The sequence below is a fragment of the Flavobacterium sp. M31R6 genome, from assembly GCF_013284035.1.
Classification (GTDB): Bacteria; Bacteroidota; Bacteroidia; order Flavobacteriales; family Flavobacteriaceae; genus Flavobacterium.
Window position 1 is genome coordinate 2,459,058 of sequence record NZ_CP054141.1, and the last position, 18,309, is coordinate 2,477,366.

An 18,309-nucleotide genomic window follows, 5' to 3' on the forward strand; every position below is an offset into this window, starting at 1 on the left:
CACTATTCTTGTCTTTTATTTATAAAATTTCATTTTATCTTTTAAGATTTTTTTCTTTCATTTAATTTGATTTGTTGAATGTGAAAATAGAACCCGAACTCGTACCAACTTGTCCACCAGGAAGAATGTAGTTCAACTTTATCTTGTAAGTTCCTTGTTTTATATATGGGAATTCTCCATTTATGAGGTAATCGTATTTTTGAATCATTGTTTGATTTGATGAGTTTATGTATTTATTGGCTACTTTGTATCTAAGATCTTTGAAATCAGTTTTATAATAAAATGGAAGGTTGTATCTAAATGGTAGATATTCTTTTAGCATAAAGCAGGAAGGACTGTTTATGATGTAATCCTGATACCAAGCCAAAACTTCAACAGCTCTCACAGGAGGAGAACCCAATACAGAAGTATCTCTATCTAATTTTATTTCATTTTCCAAAGGATAGCCTTTGTAGATAAGAGGGTATATTTCGTTTAAATAATAGCTGTCATCTAATACGGCTTCAACACTAATTAAAGGTTTATTTAATGTTTTTGAATTTCCTATTATTTCTATTTCGTCAAATGGTTCAGTAGACTCATTTAAGGATTGTAAAGCATGTACATCTGTATAAATAATCTCTACTAATGTTTGTTTCGGTTTCTTAGCTTCCATTTTTTCTTTGAAACTAAAGTATTGACTAGTGTTGAATTTGTATTGCAATATTTCTGTTCCTTCTCCACCAATTGCCGTTTCATTGAGTTTATTGCTTTTTATCTCAACATTAACATCAGTTGCAAGTTCTTTTTTCTCATAGTTTTGAGACAAGTTATTGGTTACATCCGTTTTTGTTTCAAGAGTCATTAAGGATAATGAATAAGGTTTTGACGTTTTTAATAGTGGTAGTTCGATATTCACTCTTTTGTTACTGACATCGTAACTTATTTTACCCGTACCGGTATTATCGGTTGTCTTATAAAAAGCTTTTTGGGATTGACCGGGTTTTAAATCAAATAGATAAGGTTGACCTTGTTTTAAAACTACATAGGCCTGCTTACTTTCGTTTTGATACACATATTTTTGGTCAAAAACAGGGTAACAATAGGCAATATTTGTAGTTGGAATATTGTTTGGAGCTGTCCCAGTTGTAAAGTTTCGAACTTCTGTTTCGGTAGCAATTTGACCTTTATCATACACGGTAACCGAAGAACCATTTACATTTTCTTGAAAACTGACTTTTACTGTAAGGATTAGTTTTGAATTTTGCGGTAATACGTCCGTAGCGTTAAAACTCACTAAATCTTTAGTATTGTTCCAACTTACAGTTCCTGCTATTGGCACGCCTTCTTTCTTTATAGTATATTCTTCCAATTTAAGTCTATATGTTTTTGTGCCTCCATCGCCATCAATTACAAAATTTTTCTCAATAGGCATATTAAAACCAACTTGAGGTATAGTAAATACGTTAATTTCTTTGCTCGCTTCGGTAGGGTTAATGTCTGCTATTGTTTTAAGTCCTTCCAAAGGATTACTGCTTATAAATTCACATTGTGAACCAAATTCTAGTTTAAATCTGAAACTTCCTTTTACAGCTCCTCCCAATAAATCATAATATCCGCCAAGATATCCGCGGATCCAAACCGGATTAGGAAGTTTGGCCTGTAAAATAACCGCTCCGCCACCTTTTATAATAGAGATTTTTTTACGAATCATAAATAGTTTTACATCTATTCCCATTTCACCTTGTAAATAAGCATAAGATTGTCCATTGGCATACCAACCATTTATACCTATTTGCCCAGTTCCTTTGCACATGGCTTCTCCGTAATCTTTTACCATGACATCAAATCCTAGTCCAGCTTCGAAATTGGCATAGAATACTAGAAAGTTCATATTTCCTGTTTTTAGGCTAAAGTCGGAGCCAAAAGCAAAACCCTTTCCAGAACCTAAAGTGCTTGCATTTTCAGATCGCATATAATCTAATGAACCTACATCCAATTTTAGTATTTGCGCTACAATTGCAGGAGGTGGTGGACTAGCAGGAATATCATCTCCCAACATAAAATAACCACCAGCTTCAACTTCTATAGATCCAATAGCCATTTTTAAACCTAGCCTGTCTGTTGGAGTACCCATTCGGATGTACCATTTATTTGGGGCAAAATGAAGTACAGCCCAACCAGCTCTGTTTTGGGAAGCTCTTCCTTTCAATAATCCTGCTGCGGCATCTACATACAAATCAAATGAGCCATGAAGTGTTTTGGCAACAAAATCATACTCAATGGCTGCAAAAGCATTTATCCCTACTTTTCCTGAAACTTCATCAGGATATACAGTTTTTGCAGCTTCAGTAAGATTGCTTTCTTTTAATTTATCCAAAGTTGCAGTGACAATTTTACTTTCGGCTGTGACAATTTTTTCTAAGTTTTTAGTTAAGGAATTTGCTGGGATTTTAAAACCAAAATCTTGCATTACATGACCTTCTCCATAAATACTAATTCTACGAATGCCACCGGTTTTTAAAAAAGCAATTTCGAAACCGGCTCCACCCCAAAAAGCATCAGGTTTCGCCGCATTAGCAAAATGAATCATTGCTTTTATTCCCAAACCGGATTCTACATCGGGAACGTAATTTGCACCAGAAGCAGTAAAACTAGAACTGAAACCATCTTTTTTCATGTTATAATAGGCTCCACCTCCAAAACCTTTGATTACAAAGGCACTGCACGGAATGTTTAGACCATCAACCATAGCGTCAACATACCAATATCTAAAATCATCTTTTTTTCCAAAAATTGCATTGGCCTCAACTATTATTCCCGTTTTGAACTCCGCTTTTAGTCCTCCTTTAAATCCATCTCCATAGACGGGATCTTTATCCATTAAAACAATATATCCGTCAAACTTGGCACCACCAATGTCTGCTTTTAGGCTAATTTGTTCAAATTTTAAATGATCAAATTTCCATTTTTGAATGCCATCATTTTGGTCGAATTTTCCAACGATATTAAATTTAGTCCGTCCATTGAATTGATCTTTCATCAAATTAATTGATAAATCTATTTTTAGAGTGGCCGATACATCGTCTGCAACAATAGCAATTCCATGAATGGTTATAGGGAAATTGGCAACTTCGGAAGATTTTGGATCATTCTCGGTTTCATTTTTATATCCAAAATAGTCTGCTTTAAATACAGGAGTAACTGTTTGCAGTTGAAGGTTTTGAAATGTTATCCCTTCAAACGCTACTGTTTCTTTTTTGGCCGGTTCTTCAGGTTTGTCGGTTTTAGGTGTAGTAGTTGTAGATTCTTTTGGCTGGTCGCTATTAATGAAATTTGTTGTTGGAACATTTGTGTTTCCAGCTGTTTTTGGAACTTCAGCATCAGGGGTTGGTGTGTTGCTTCCTTTTATAGCAAGACTTCCGTTTAAAAATGCTTTTGGTAAAAATTTCCCGTCTTTGACTTTCAATGTAATATAGGAACCCTTATCAATTTGTGCAGTAGCTTTAAATACTTGAAAACAAAGGTTGCTATTGACTTCGGCTTTTAATAGGTATTCATTGTCTATCGGGTTGATTATTGCTGTGTATCCAATTTCACCTTGTGAGTTGGAAGCGCATTTCTTAGATTTATCTGAAACAGGTAAAACAATTGCACCGCCAAATCCTCCGGCAACTAAAGCATTAGCTCTAAATTTTAGATTAATATTGTTTACAGAAAATGCCCAACCACCTGCAGATCCTTGATCAATGTTCAATATGTTATTTCCTGTAAAATTACCCGAAACTCCCATTCTGTCGATTAGTAAATTTGTTGCTTGGAAGGTAACTCTGCCTTTGCTGGAATTAAATTTAAACTGTTCGGGAAGTGTAATCAATAAGGATTTTACATACAATCCTCTCCACAAATTTTCGCTTCCAGGAACCAAATAATCTTTGGCGTAATTATCTGGCCAAGATATATTGTCTGAATTCCGTAAATCACTTAAGTCTATGACTGCATTGTTGAGTTCGAAGCAAGTTCCTTTAAAGGAGGTTAATTGAAATTTAGGCAAGGAAATATCAATTAATATGTCATTCCAATTGGTGATTTTTGTTTGAAAAGTGCCTTTAACTCTAGTTACAGAATCAATTACTTTATTATAGGCATTAACGGGTTCTATTATTTTTCTTGAGAATTCAACGTCGGCAGTAATACCTAAATCTTTAAAACCATTGCAATCAATAGTTACATAAGTTAGGTTGTCAACAACTCTTGTATTCATATTCATGCCTCCTTTTAAAACTAAAAGAGCTTTATCTCCACATATTTTTAAAGGAAAATCTCCAAGTAAAACTAGTTTAGTATCTCCAATCAGGCCGCCTTTATGGGAAAGCTTGATGTTGTTTGCTCCAAAAAATATTTCTCTGGACTTACCAAGTGAATCTATTTGTGGGATAATTATTCTGACAAATGCTGTTAATTCAGTATACTCTGGGGTGAATTTTGCATTACTTATCCCCAACATGTATTGGGTTTTATGAATAGTCTTTTTGATGCCAATTGGCAGCATCGAAAGGGATTTATTCTCTAATAGTTCTGTATTGTTATTTGTACTGTCAATTTTTTGGAACACAGCCTTAGCTGTTTTTAAATCTTCACTTGTACTCTCTGATGTAGGGAATTTTTTCTTGATAAAACTCTCAGTAAATTCACTTCTGATAGGAGATGTGTTTATTTGTTGAGCAGCAGTTTTTATGTAACTATTTTTTGGAGTTACATTTAAAATTAGTTTTGACCTGTTTTTTTTAGAACTATTTAGGGAATCTTTAAATGTATTGGAGTGGCAATTTAAATTTATAAATAACAACAAAAGTATTAAAGAGTATAGGTTTGGGGTGTTTTGGTTCAATTTATCACAAATTATAGGTTACTTTAAAATTACAGAATATATGTATTTTTTATTAAAAAATAGATTTAAAAGGATTACAAATATAATAAATTATATTTTTTTTAACAAGAAAAAATTCCATTTATAATTTAATTATTGTTATAAAAAAAAATATAAAAATTAAACTATTTTGGCTCTTTTCGTTCAGGGAACTATTATAATTTTGGAGAATTATAATACGTTAAATTACTATATTATGTCAATAATCTTCAATATTACAGTTTTTGCTATTTTAAACTTTTTAAAATAAAAATTGAATTATATTTTGTTTTAATATATCTTTTTAGTGTATATTTGACTTTTTTTAAGAATAAAAAGAGAAATATTGTTTTAATATCCCAATATTATAAAAAATCAGAATCATGACTTTAAAGAATGAATATGTTTTTTATATTTGGCCTTTACTATTTTTTCTTTTTTACTAAAACACTATTGCAAAAAATATAAAATATTAATTTTTTAACGGTAACATATATAACATGGCATTAAAAGGGCTTTTTAGAAAAAAAACGGTTCAAGATATCTTAAAGCAGGTCGAAAAAAACAATATGGAAGGGCATGAAGCGCTTGGAAAACATTTGACAGCCAAAGATTTAACCGCTTTTGGAATTGCAGCCATTGTTGGTGCTGGAATTTTTAGTACTATCGGGAAAGCCAGTTTTGATGGAGGTCCAGCTGTAATTTTCTTGTTTTTGTTTACTGCGGTTGCCTGTAGTTTTGCCGCTTTTGCTTATGCCGAATTTGCTTCAATGGTGCCTGTTTCGGGAAGCGCTTATACCTATTCCTATGTAGCTTTTGGTGAATTAATTGCCTGGATTATTGGCTGGGCTTTGATTATGGAATATTCTGTTGGGAATATAACGGTCGCCATATCGTGGAGTGATTACTTTACGGGGCTGCTCTCCAGTGGCGGAATCGATTTACCGCAATGGGTACAAATGGATTATTTAACAGCTTCTAATGGTTTTAAAGACGCCACTGCCTTGATGGAAGGAGGGAAGACTTTTGAGAACTTGAGTTCTGGATTGCAAAATGCTTATACCGCCTGGACGACGTCTCCTGTAATTGGTTCTTTTCATTTAGTAGCCGATTTGCCTGCGCTCTTGATTATTGTCTTGATTACAGCCTTGATTTATAGAGGAATGAAAGAATCTCGTAATGCGAGTAATATCATGGTTGTTGTTAAATTGTGTATTGTTCTTTTGGTTATTGCTGTCGGTATCTTTTATGTGGATACTACGAATTGGCATCCTTTTGCTCCGAATGGAGTTTCAGGGGTTTTAAAAGGAGTGTCAGCAGTGTTCTTTGCTTATATCGGTTTTGACGCTATTTCGACTACAGCTGAAGAGTGTAAAGATCCACAACGTGACTTGCCAAGAGGGATGATGTGGGCGATTATTATATGTACACTTTTATATATTGCCATTGCATTGGTTTTGACAGGGATGGTGAGTTATAATACCTTGAATGTTGGGGATCCATTGGCTTTTGTATTTGATCAATTGCATTTGAAATGGATGTCAGGAATCATTGCGGTAAGCGCTGTGGTTGCCATGGCTAGTGTATTGTTGGTTTTCCAAATGGGACAACCGCGTATTTGGATGAGTATGAGTCGTGATGGTTTGTTGCCAAAGAAATTCTCTACTGTGCATCCAAAGTTTAAAACACCTTCTTTTGCCACAATTGTAGTTGGTTTTGTTGTTGCTGTTCCAGCTTTGTTTATGAATTTAACTATGGTTACTGATTTATGCAGTATTGGAACATTGTTTGCCTTTGTTTTGGTTTGTGCGGGTGTTTTGGCTTTGCAAAACAGAACCGATATTCCAAGAGGGAAATTCAAAACGCCTTATGTTAATTCCAAATACATATTTCCATTATTGATTATTATTGCTTTGGTAATTTCTTTTACCTACAATAAAAAAGCAACAATGGGTTTCATTACCAATGAGACCAAAATTAACAATTCGGAATTTATTATTACTTCATTAAATAAAGAGGAGACACAAAAAGTATATGATTATTTAGTTAAGATTGAAGGGAAAACGAATGCAACTGAGAAACTGGATGTAGAGCATTTGTTGAGTCAGTATCAGGAAGATGATGCTAAATATGAAACAGTAGTTGCTGGATTGCCAATTTCGGATTCCATAAAATACGAAAGTGGATTTGATTTATTCAAACACAAAATACCGATGTGGATTTTTTTAATCGTAATTGTTGGATTGGTTTATTGGTCCTTCAAAGAAAATTTGTCTTTGATTCCGCTTTTGGGTTTAATCTGTTGTCTGTATATGATGGCAGAGCTAAGCGTTTGGAATTGGATTTACTTTACTATTTGGTTGCTGTTAGGATTGGTGATTTACTTTGGCTTCAGTCGTAAAAATAGTAAGCTGAATTTGGAAAAAGAATAGTTTTTTTAAAATTGTGAGTTGTGAATTGCGAAAGCGATTCCTGAAAACGGAATAATTATAAATAGTATAACGTCTTGAGCCATTATGGTTCAGGACGTTTTTTTTTTGAGAGTGATGCTTTTGAAAATTTCTTATAAAAAGCAAAATGTATGGAGCCCCGATTACTCCACTATATTTCTATTTTTATCAGAGTTCAGTGAACTTCGTTTGGAATGATAGTGGGAGAAATGTTGTTAAGGAATGTGTTTTTTCTGCTCCTAAATTTATAGACTAAACTGCTTATAGAATTTGTTGTAATGAATCAAAAGGGATTTGGGTTTTACTTGAGGTATTTAAAAGGTTTGTCTGTAATTCTTGATGAAATCGTTATAATTCGAACAAAAAACCTCTAGAATTAAACTTTAAACAAAACTTTATTCCTTAATTTTGCATCACTAAAAATAAAAATCACATACTATGAGTTCATTTGACGTAGTCATTATAGGTTCTGGTCCAGGCGGATATGTTTCGGCTATTCGTTGTGCACAATTGGGTTTCAAAACAGCAATTATAGAAAAATATTCCACTTTGGGTGGGACTTGCCTAAATGTAGGTTGTATTCCATCGAAAGCATTATTGTCTTCTTCACATCATTATGCAGAAATTAAACATTTTGCCGATCACGGAATTGAAGTTTCAGGTGATGTAAAAGTGAATTTGGAGAAAATGATTGCCCGTAAACAAGCAGTTGTTGATCAAACATCAGGAGGAGTAAATTTCTTGATGGAAAAAAATAAAATCACTGTTTTTAATGGTTTGGGTTCTTTTGTTGATGCGACTCACGTTGCAATTGCAAAAGCTGATGGAACTTCGGAAACAATTGAAGCCAAAAATATCATTATTGCCACGGGATCAAAACCGTCTTCTTTGCCTTTTATCAAAATCGACAAAGAAAAAATCATCACTTCGACTGAAGCTTTGGCTCTTAAGGAAGTACCAAAACACCTTGTGATTATTGGTGGTGGTGTGATTGGTATCGAGTTAGGTCAAGTGTATTTACGATTGGGAGCGCAAGTTTCGGTTGTGGAATTTATGGACAGAATTATTCCTGGAATGGATGGCGCTTTGTCTAAAGAATTGACCAAAGTGTTGAAAAAACAAGGAATGAAATTTTATGTTTCGCATAAAGTGAAATCGGTAGAAAGAAATGGTGATGCCGTGATTGTTCAAGCTGAAAATGCAAAAGGTGAGACGATTACTTTAGAGGGTGATTATTCTCTTGTATCTGTTGGTCGTCGTCCGTATACAGATGGATTGAATGCCGACAAAGCTGGAGTGAAAATTTCTGATAGAGGAATGGTAGAAGTAAATGACCATTTACAAACTAACATTTCTAATATTTATGCAATTGGTGATGTGGTTCGTGGCGCTATGTTGGCTCACAAAGCGGAAGAGGAAGGAACAATGGTTGCCGAAATTTTGGCGGGTCAAAAACCGCATATTGATTATAACCTGATTCCAGGAGTGGTTTATACTTGGCCTGAGGTTGCTGCTGTTGGACAAACAGAGGAGCAATTGAAAGCGTCTGGTGCTGAATATAAAGTGGGAAGTTTTCCTTTCAAAGCTTTAGGTCGTGCTCGTGCGAGTGGAGATTTGGATGGATTTGTAAAAATTCTTGCCGATGCCAAAACGGATGAAGTCCTAGGTGTTCATATGATTGGCGCCAGAACAGCTGATTTGATTGCTGAGGCAGTTACAGCAATGGAATTTAAGGCTTCTGCCGAAGATATTTCCAGAATGTCACATGCGCATCCAACATTTGCGGAAGCGATAAAAGAAGCGGCATTGGCAGCAACGGATAACAGAGCTTTACACGTATAGTTTAAGCTTTTAAAAATAAAAAACCCCGTCTCGTTATATAAATGAGACGGGGTTTTGGTTTATAAAGGTTTTAGCTTATGCGGTAAATAAGCCTTTGTAACTGTCCCATTTGGTATAAAGAAGGAATAGGTTTCCTAGCAATAAAAAGCTAGCCACAGGAATGCCTTATGGAGCAAGGAATAGATGTGTGCAAAGGATATTCACGGAAATAGGCATTAATAGAATGAAAGTTATTTTGTTGAATTTTCCAGTTATAAAAGATAATCCTCAAAGCTGTTCTACTGTATTTACGAGTGGCATTAAATATCCTGAAGCTTTGATTCCATCATTGAAGAGTTTCATGTTTCCAGTCAAAGGGGGATCGGGAAATAAATGTAAAAAATAGCTGAAAGAAGCAAATAATAGTAATAATCCAATTAGTGAACGAAGATGATTGTTACAATTTTCATGTTTTTGTAGGTTGTGATTTGCTGACGTTTATGTCTTTTTTCTTTTCAAATATATTTTTTTTAATCAAAATGCATAACTGATTTTCTGTGAAACAGGTTTTTATAACTTTTTCGATGGACGTAGATTAAAAATAAATTCCCTAAAAAAATAAATAAAGCGAGAGGTAGTCCATTTGGATTTAAAAAGAAATCGATGAATAATATATTTGTGCTTACCGGTAAAATAATGATATTGGATAACACTACGTATTGACCAGTGAGGTATGAAATTCCACACAATAAAACGATTGTCTTAATTAATGGCATTAGATAAACGGAAGAAATCAATCCTACATTGAAAGCTTTGAAATTTTCTGTGCTTTCTAGTTCAGGCATTAAGTTAAAAAAATAGGCTATTGCTATACAAATTAATAATAAGCCAATTATTGTGCGAATAAAGAAAGTTGCAGTTTTCATATTTCGAGTATTTAAGAAGTTAAATGTTTAAGCGATAATATGTGATCACAAGGGTAATCATCTTTTCATCCATTTACTTACATTGATAGCTTTCGGAGGCTGAAAACTAAGTCCATTTCACTAACAAATTTAGTTAAATTTTTTCTTATTTATTATGTTTTTAATTATTTTATTAGTGATATTTTCCTAGTATTGAGTTGTTTGTGAATTTTTATTATCTGATGATGGTGCTTCAAGCAATTCGAGCGAAACCCTAAACTTTTTAGTTTTGGCTTCGCTCGATATGAGGATGGACGATTAGAATTGGATTTTCTCTTATTTAGGACAGTTTGTGTCCTTTATTGTTTTTTGCGATATTTTTTGTAAAGAAAGAATCCGCCAATGACGATAAATAACAACCACCAAATTTCTATAATAAAAACGATAACGTCTTGTAGTACGTACCAACCCGTTTTTAAAGAATCGATGATGCGGATTCCAATATTGGGTTTGTAGTAGTTGTAATCCTTAGTATTTGCAATCATTTCTTGTTTCACTGATTCATGTTGGTATATTTGAATGGTCAGTGTACTAAAGTCTATTTGGTCTTGGATGGATAAATTTTCAAGTTTGGAATTATCGTTTTGTTCTTTTTGGGCAGCCAAATTATTTTCGGCCTCCATAATATCGTTGATTTTTTTTCCTCTATTGTCAATGGCTTTTTCCACTCTTTTTTCAGTAATGCTGCTTCTTTTTTGAGAAAGTTGGTTTGAAAGCATTTTTAAGGAAACATCATCCGCTTTTATAATTCGGTAATCGAGAAAATCAATTTGTTTGGCAATGGATTTTATAACTGTGTCAAGACGTTTGTTGGGAACTCTTATAGTGATATTGTTCTCTACAATGTAGCGGGTCGTTTCGAGCGTGCTGTCCTGACTTATTTTGGTTTCAAACTTATCGATAATACTGCTTTGTAAATTGGTGTAGGTAACAAAACCATCAAATTTATTGGTGATGTTTTCAATTGTATAAGTAGATTGGGTAACATTTTTAACTTTGAATTTCAGGTCGGCAGTACGAATGAATTTTCGAGTGCTTCCTTCTTTTTCAACAGCTGCGGAGGAGGAAATGCTGTCAGCAGATATTGCGATGTCTGAAGATGATTCTTCGCTGGCATCACTCTTTTTGCAGCTGATAATTAGAGTAATAATGGCTAAAGAAATTAGGCCTTGCTTCACAATTTTGTTCATAGATTTGGTTTTTAAGGATTGATGATTGTTTTCTATTGTTCGATTGTTTTTAAATTTTTAAGCTTGAATTTTGTATCAAATATATAATGTTTTAACAAGTAAAAACTTTTTTAATATTTATTTAACTACGGTTTAGTTTTATGATATTTCTACTTGAGAAGCGATTTTTTTTGTTGTAATTTTGAGGTCCATAAACAGATTAATTTTTGAGAACTTCCATTTATAAATTTATTGAAGAACCATTGCAGTTCAAGCAGCAGCTTGTTGCTTGGGGACAACAATTTCGAGAAATAACTTTTCTGGACAGTAATTCTTTTTCAGACGAATATTCCAGCTTCGATTGCGTATTGGCTGTTGATGCTTTTACGTCCATGAAAACGGATTACCACAATGCTTTTGAGGATTTAAAACAATACCAGCAAACCACTAAAGATTGGCTGTTTGGTTATTTGTCCTATGATTTGAAAAATGATGTGGAGCATTTACAGTCCAATAATTTTGATGGACTTGACTTTCCTGATTTGTTCTTTTTTCAGCCTAAAAAGTTGTTTTTGCTAAAAGGAAATCAGCTTGAGATTAAATATCTTAATATGTGTGATGATGAAGTTGTAGATGATTTTACTGAGATAGCCAAAAGTCAAAAGTTAAAAGTTGTAAGTGAGGATAAAATAATAATTAATCAACGGATCTCAAAAGACAGCTATATTCATAAAGTTTCGGAATTATTGAAACATATTCATCACGGGGATTTGTATGAGGCTAATTTTTGCATGGAGTTTTTTGCTCAGAATGCCATTATCAATCCTCTGGAAAAATTCCTTAGGCTTAATGAAATTTCTCAGGCTCCATTAACTGTTTTTTTTAAGAACAACAAGCAATTTTTGCTTTCGGCATCACCAGAGCGTTATTTGAAAAAAGAAGGAGTAAATCTAATTTCGCAACCCATAAAAGGAACTTCCAAACGATTTGCAGATCCATTGGAGGATGAAAAATCTAAAAATACTTTGGCTGAAGATCCTAAAGAAAGAGCCGAAAATATTATGATAACCGATTTGGTTCGCAATGATTTGTCTCGAACCGCCCAAAAAGCATCAGTAGAAGTTAAAGAACTATGTGGGATTTATTCTTTCCTGCAGGTACACCAAATGATTTCGACCATAACATCCAAAATCGATCCCCAATATACAGCAGTGGATGCAATTAGAACTACATTTCCTATGGGAAGTATGACGGGAGCTCCTAAGTATGCCGTCATGAAAATTATTGAGGAATTGGAGGAAACCAAGCGAGGATTGTACAGTGGGGCAGTGGGCTATTTTTTGCCCAATGGTGACTTCGATTTTAATGTTGTTATTCGAAGTATATTGTATAATCAAGAAAATGAGTATATATCGTTCTCCGTTGGAAGTGCCATAACTTCTTTGTCAATTCCCGAAAAGGAATATGAGGAATGTTTGCTTAAAGCAAAAGCAATGCATGAAGTTTTGCTGTAATTGAATTCATTTTGGATTAAATAATAATCAGTATTTTTGATAAATGAAATCGCAATGATTCAAAAATGATGATTGGAATGAAGAATGGCGACCCGAGCGATAGCGAACAGGCAAAGCATACCATGTTCCTAAAAAAAAACAATATTAACTTCGCATGAAAAATATACTTCAAAATCATATCGATAAAAAAATCCCATATTTGAAGCAAAAAAAACTGCTTCTTGCCGTAAGTGGTGGTTTGGACAGTATGGTTTTATTGCATTTATTTCAGGAATTAAACTGTGATATTGCCATTGCCCATTGCAATTTTCAGCTTCGGGGAGTAGAGAGTTTTGGAGATCAAAAATTTGTACAAGACTATGCAGAGGCTAATGAGATTCCAATTTTTGTGACTCAGTTTGATACTGAGGCATTCGCCAAAGATTATAAATTATCAACTCAGGTTGCTGCCAGAGAACTACGATACAATTGGTTTTATGAGTTATTGGAAACCGAAAAATTTGATTATATACTGACAGCTCATCATGCCGATGACAATCTGGAAACCTTTTTAATCAATCTCACACGAGGAACAGGATTAGAAGGATTGACAGGGATTCCGGTGCAAAATGACAGAGTAATTCGACCTTTACTCTTTTTATCCCGTCAAGAAATTGAAAATTATGCCAAGGTAAATAATATTCAATGGAGAGAAGACAGCAGTAATGCATCTGATAAATATGTGCGGAACAAAATACGGCATCATTTGATTCCTGTTTTGAAGGAATTGAATCCGCATTTTATGACCTCATTTTTGAAGACCGAAGGTTATTTACAGGAATCGTTGGCGATGGTTGAAGATGCTGCAATTATGATTTATCAGCAAGTAGCCAGTGAAGTGGAAAACCAAATTCATTTTGATTTGAATAAATTACTGCAATTACCCAATTATCAATCCTATTTGTACCAATGGCTAAAAGAATATGGTTTTACCGCTTGGGAAGATATTTACGATTTGGTTGACAGCCAATCCGGAAAACAGGTTTTTGCTGTTGATTTTCGTTTATTAAAAGACAGGGATTCCCTGATTTTATCTCCTATTGAGGATATAGCGGATGAGATAGAATTTTTAGTTAATGAAAATGAAACAGAAGTTAAGATTCCCTTAAATATGACATTTTGTAAAGTAGCCGACATATCTGTTGCCTCAAATAAAACTATATTTGTCGATGCTGATCAATTGGTTTTTCCATTGGTGATACGCAAGTGGAAAACGGGAGATGTTTTTCTGCCTTTTGGTATGGATGGAAAGTCAAAAAAGGTGAGTAAACTTTTTAAGGATGAAAAATTATCATTGATAGAAAAAGAAAACACTTGGCTTTTATGTTCCGAAAATCGAGTAGTTTGGGTCATTGGAATAAGAGCTGATCATCGATTTAGATCCTCAAATACGACCAAAAACATACTTAAAATAGAATTTGAGAATTAGAAAATAGAATAAAGAGTTAGAAAATAGAAAATAAAAAATGAAAAAAATAATAGTTATACTTCTTGTTTTTTTGGCTTTCGCCAAAGGGAATACTCAAGTTTTAGATCCTGTAAAATGGACTACTAAAATCGAAAAAAAATCGGAGACCAAATATATTTTGACTTTTAGTGGTGTGATCGAAAAAGATTGGCATCTGTATTCACAATTCACCCCAGATGGTGGTCCACTGCCTTTGGAAGTTGTTTTTAAAGATCAAAACGGGAATTTTGATTTAGTAGGCAAAGCTAAAGAAAGTAAAACGACTACCGCTTTTAATGACGTTTTTGGAGTGAACGAAACTTTTTTTCATGATAAAGCTCAAATTCAGCAGGAAATAACTTTATTAAATCCAAAGATTACTTCAATTAAAGCGGAATTGAATTATCAAGTGTGCAAAGAGGTTTGTATTAATCTAGAAAAGAAATTCACTTTCAAAATTCCAATGGTTGAATCAGCGGCTGCTGTGGCAACTACTCCAGTTGCTACCGTAAAAATGGATACAGTCAAAGTTGATACGGCAAATACATTTACTGTGGTGACTAAAGAAACTGCGGTTGCAGCAGTTGAAAAGAAAATAATTGAACAACCGAAGCCGACTTCGGAAAGAGGGTTGTGGTCAATTTTCTTTATCGCATTTTTCTCCGGTTTTGCTGCTTTGCTGACCCCTTGCGTGTTCCCAATGATTCCGATGACGGTTAGTTTTTTTACCAAACAGAGTAAAAATAAAGCGGCTGGAATCAGAAATGCCATTATTTATGGGATTTCGATTATTCTGATTTATGTATTATTAGGATTTTTGGTAACCTGGATTTTTGGTGCCGATGCGCTGAATGCTTTGTCAACCAATGTTTGGTTTAACATCTTATTCTTTATTTTATTAGTGGTGTTTGCTACTTCATTTCTTGGAGCTTTTGAAATCATGTTGCCTAATTCATGGGCAAATAAAGTAGACAATCAGGCCGATAGAGGTGGAATTGTAGGGATATTGTTCATGGCTTTGGCCTTGGCTATTGTTTCGTTCTCTTGTACTGGACCTATTGTGGGAACACTTCTGGTGGACGCAGCTTCTAAAGGGGGAATCGCCCCTATAATTGGAATGTTTGGGTTTTCATTGGCTTTGGCTTTGCCATTTATGCTTTTTGCAATGTTTCCGGGATGGTTGCAATCTCTACCAAAATCGGGTGGATGGTTGAATACCGTTAAAGTTGTTTTAGGATTTTTGGAATTGGCTTTGGCTTTCAAATTTTTATCAAATGCCGATTTGGTTTTACAATTGCATTTGTTGGAAAGAGAAGTGTTCTTGGTGATTTGGATTGCAATTTTTGGAACCTTGGCTTTTTATTTGTTTGGAAAAATCACGTTGCCACATGATAGCCCAATATCACATATTTCAGTGGGAAGATTGTCTTTAGGTTTGTTGGTTTTGTCTTTTACAATTTATTTAATACCAGGGCTTTGGGGTGCTCCACTTAAATTGATAAGTGCATTTCCTCCTCCAATGGAATATAGTGAAAGTCCTTTGGGTGTAGGCGGTTCGAATGTTGGAAATGCTTCGTCGGTTGTTTTGCCAGAAGGAGCAAAATTAGGTCCAAACCAAATTGTTGTTTTTGATGATTATGATAAAGGACTGGCTTATGCCAAAGCAGTGAACAAACCTATAATGCTTGATTTCACAGGGCATGCTTGTGTGAATTGCCGAAAAATGGAAAACAATGTCTGGTCGGATGAAAATGTGCTTCCAATTCTTAAAAATGAAGTTGTAGTAATTTCATTGTATGTGGATGACAAAAGACCATTACCAGAAGGCGAACAGTTTATTTCCAAATCAACTGGATCTGAAATTGAAACGATAGGCGATAAATGGACAGATTTTATGATTTCCAAATACAACACCAATACACAGCCTTTGTATGTTTTAACCGATTTGCAAGGGAATAATCTGAATGAAAAGCAACCTACTATAAGCTATGTAACTGTTGAAGAATATTTGCCTTGGTTGAAATTAGGTATTTCAAAATTTAAAAAATAGTGATTTTTAATAGCTATTGCTATTTTTTAAAAGGAAATCCCAATCGTAACAGATTGGGATTTCTTTTGTCTTATAATTTACGAATCCGATTTGTCATTGACCAGTTTTGTTAAACTTTTTGCAGCATTTGTAAAGTCTGATGGTATAAGGATTACGGTAGTGGTATTATTGTCGATACCTATTTCAGCTAGCATTTGCATACGTCTTAATTCTAATGCAATTGGGCTTTCTTCCATTTTTTTTGCTCCTTGGGTTAGTTTTATGGATGCTTCCAGTTCGGCTTCCGCTTTTACAATTCTCGCTCTTTTTTCTCTTATAGCTTCTGCTTCGCGTGCCATGGCTCTTTGCATTGCTTCTGGAATTTCGACATCTTTCATTTCGACCATTTCTATTTTAATTCCCCATGGTTCGGTTGCCGAGTCTACAATTTTTTGAAGAGTTCCGTTGATCTGTTCTCTTTCTCTTAATACTTCGTCAAGGGAATGTTGTCCGATAATATTTCGTAATGCAGTAACAGAAAACTGATAAACTGCCTTATTGTAGTCTGCCACTTTGATAATTGCATTTTCGGGGCTCGTTATTTTGAACCACAGTACGGCATTTACCTTAATCGTTACACTGTCTTTCGTAATGGTTTCCTGTTGTTCCAAATCGACGGTTTTTGTCCGAATGTCCACGCGTTGTTGTCTTTCAATGAAAGGGATAATCCAATAAATCCCAGGACCTTTTATGTTTTTGAAGCGACCAAGTCTAAATACTACTGCTCGTTGATATTCTTGTGCGATACGAATACCTGCTATAAGGAAAATAACGAGTATGGTTACGATAATTTGTAATGGTGTCATGTTTGCTTTTTTAAGCGTTGTTTTTGTTTGTGATTTGTTGTTTTAAGAGTTGTAGATTTAATTTAGAATTTGTTATTATTTCTCACCATAAATTACAAGGGCGCTGGAGTCAATAATGACGTTGTTGTCAGGGTATTTTTGATTTATTAATGAATAGACTTCTTCTTTTATTTTTTGTCTCATAGAGTTGTCCGCTTTGCTGAGGGCGGCTACAACGGGGGCGGCAACATCATTCATCATGCTCCAGTACACATCTGTTGTTTTACTGTTTAATTTTCCTGTAACTTCATTTTCTGAAATGTTTTTGAGACCTGCTTGCGAAAATAAATCAGACATGAATCCGCTTTTTGAACAGCGAAACATTCCTGGTGCTCCGGGTGGAGGGGGAGGTATCTCAATATTTTTGCTGATGGTTCCCATGGTAGCGGTTATCCAGAAATTTTTTTCAGGAATGTTCCAAACGGCGGTTGCGATTTTGCCTCCGGGTTTGAGGACTCGTGTCATTTCTTTTATGGCCAATAGCATGTCAGGGAAAAACATAAATCCAAAGCGACAACTAATGGCATCGAATGTGTTATCTGCAAAGGGGAGTTCGCTAACGTCACACACTATGGTTTCAAAATTTTTGATTCCTCTGTTTTTTGCATTTTCTTGGGCTACTTCGAGCATTCCCTCGGCGAAGTCTGTAGAGATTACTTTTCCTCCATTTAAATGAGATGCAATAGTTAGGCCTGGTTCTCCAGTACCTGCGGCGACATCCAGAACGATAGCGTCGTTTTTTAAATTGAGAAGTTTGATGATTTCATCTCCCATGGGTTTTAGGAAATCCATTGTGAGTTCATCCCATTTTTTCCAACCGGAAGAAAACTTGTTCCAGGTTTCTTTCTGTTGGTCCCTGATTTGTTCGATTTCTAGTTCCATAATAGTATAATTTATTGTTGTTAATTATATTGTGGATGCACGACTTTGTAGGGAAAGAAAAGCTGGAGATTTAAGGGGGATGTTTTTGTGAAATGGAGTGTAAATTTAAGAATATAATATGTCTGCTTGTGTTAAAGGCGTCATATATTTTTATAGTAAATAGGAGGGTAATTAATATAAAAAAAAAACACTCTAAAATG

Annotated in this window: 10 protein-coding genes; 5 read left to right on the forward strand and 5 right to left on the reverse strand. The window is 34.5% G+C overall.

The features are described from left to right. Positions 1–61: 61 nt before the first annotated feature. On the reverse strand, positions 62–4,594 hold the full coding sequence (locus tag HQN62_RS10040) for a hypothetical protein (protein ID WP_173504265.1): 4,533 nt from the start codon (positions 4,592–4,594) through the stop codon (positions 62–64). Between the two features lie 794 nt (positions 4,595–5,388). On the opposite strand from HQN62_RS10040, the gene HQN62_RS10045 reads away from it, so the two are divergent. Then, a complete protein-coding gene (locus tag HQN62_RS10045) occupies positions 5,389–7,320 on the forward strand; it encodes an amino acid permease (RefSeq protein WP_116795376.1) in 1,932 nt (643 codons plus the stop codon). Between the two features lie 456 nt (positions 7,321–7,776). Then, positions 7,777–9,180: a dihydrolipoyl dehydrogenase gene (lpdA, locus tag HQN62_RS10050; protein ID WP_173504266.1), complete on the forward strand. Its 1,404-nt coding sequence runs from the start codon at positions 7,777–7,779 to the stop codon at positions 9,178–9,180. 509 nt (positions 9,181–9,689) lie between these two features. On the opposite strand, the gene HQN62_RS10055 is transcribed toward lpdA, so the two are convergent. After that, complete coding sequence (locus HQN62_RS10055) at positions 9,690–10,085, reverse strand: DoxX family protein (protein ID WP_116795374.1); 396 nt, start codon at positions 10,083–10,085, stop codon at positions 9,690–9,692. Positions 10,086–10,423: 338 nt separating this feature from the next. Then, positions 10,424–11,314: a DUF4349 domain-containing protein gene (locus tag HQN62_RS10060; protein WP_173504267.1), complete on the reverse strand. Its 891-nt coding sequence runs from the start codon at positions 11,312–11,314 to the stop codon at positions 10,424–10,426. A 206-nt stretch (positions 11,315–11,520) separates the two neighbouring features. Here HQN62_RS10060 and HQN62_RS10065 point away from each other — a divergent pair, with 206 nt between their 5' ends. The 3 genes from HQN62_RS10065 (at position 11,521) to HQN62_RS10075 (ending at position 16,343) form a co-directional block, all read left to right on the forward strand. Continuing rightward, positions 11,521–12,807, forward strand: coding sequence for an anthranilate synthase component I family protein (locus tag HQN62_RS10065; RefSeq protein ID WP_173504268.1), 1,287 nt, complete (start codon positions 11,521–11,523; stop codon positions 12,805–12,807). Between the two features lie 154 nt (positions 12,808–12,961). Beyond that, the gene (gene tilS / locus HQN62_RS10070; RefSeq protein ID WP_173504269.1) at positions 12,962–14,275 is read left to right on the forward strand and encodes a tRNA lysidine(34) synthetase TilS; all 1,314 of its coding nucleotides are present in this window, start codon (positions 12,962–12,964) and stop codon (positions 14,273–14,275) included. Between the two features lie 37 nt (positions 14,276–14,312). Continuing rightward, positions 14,313–16,343, forward strand: coding sequence for a protein-disulfide reductase DsbD family protein (locus HQN62_RS10075; protein WP_173504270.1), 2,031 nt, complete (start codon positions 14,313–14,315; stop codon positions 16,341–16,343). A gap of 77 nt (positions 16,344–16,420) precedes the next feature. Here the strand turns inward: HQN62_RS10075 and HQN62_RS10080 are convergent, their stop codons facing one another. Next, positions 16,421–17,188 (reverse strand): slipin family protein, encoded by a 768-nt coding sequence (locus HQN62_RS10080; protein ID WP_116795369.1) that lies wholly within the window; start codon positions 17,186–17,188, stop codon positions 16,421–16,423. A gap of 75 nt (positions 17,189–17,263) precedes the next feature. Continuing rightward, positions 17,264–18,109 carry a class I SAM-dependent methyltransferase gene (locus HQN62_RS10085; protein WP_173504271.1) on the reverse strand — a complete coding sequence of 282 codons (846 nt, stop codon included), beginning with the start codon at positions 18,107–18,109 and terminating at the stop codon, positions 17,264–17,266. Positions 18,110–18,309: the final 200 nt, after the last annotated feature.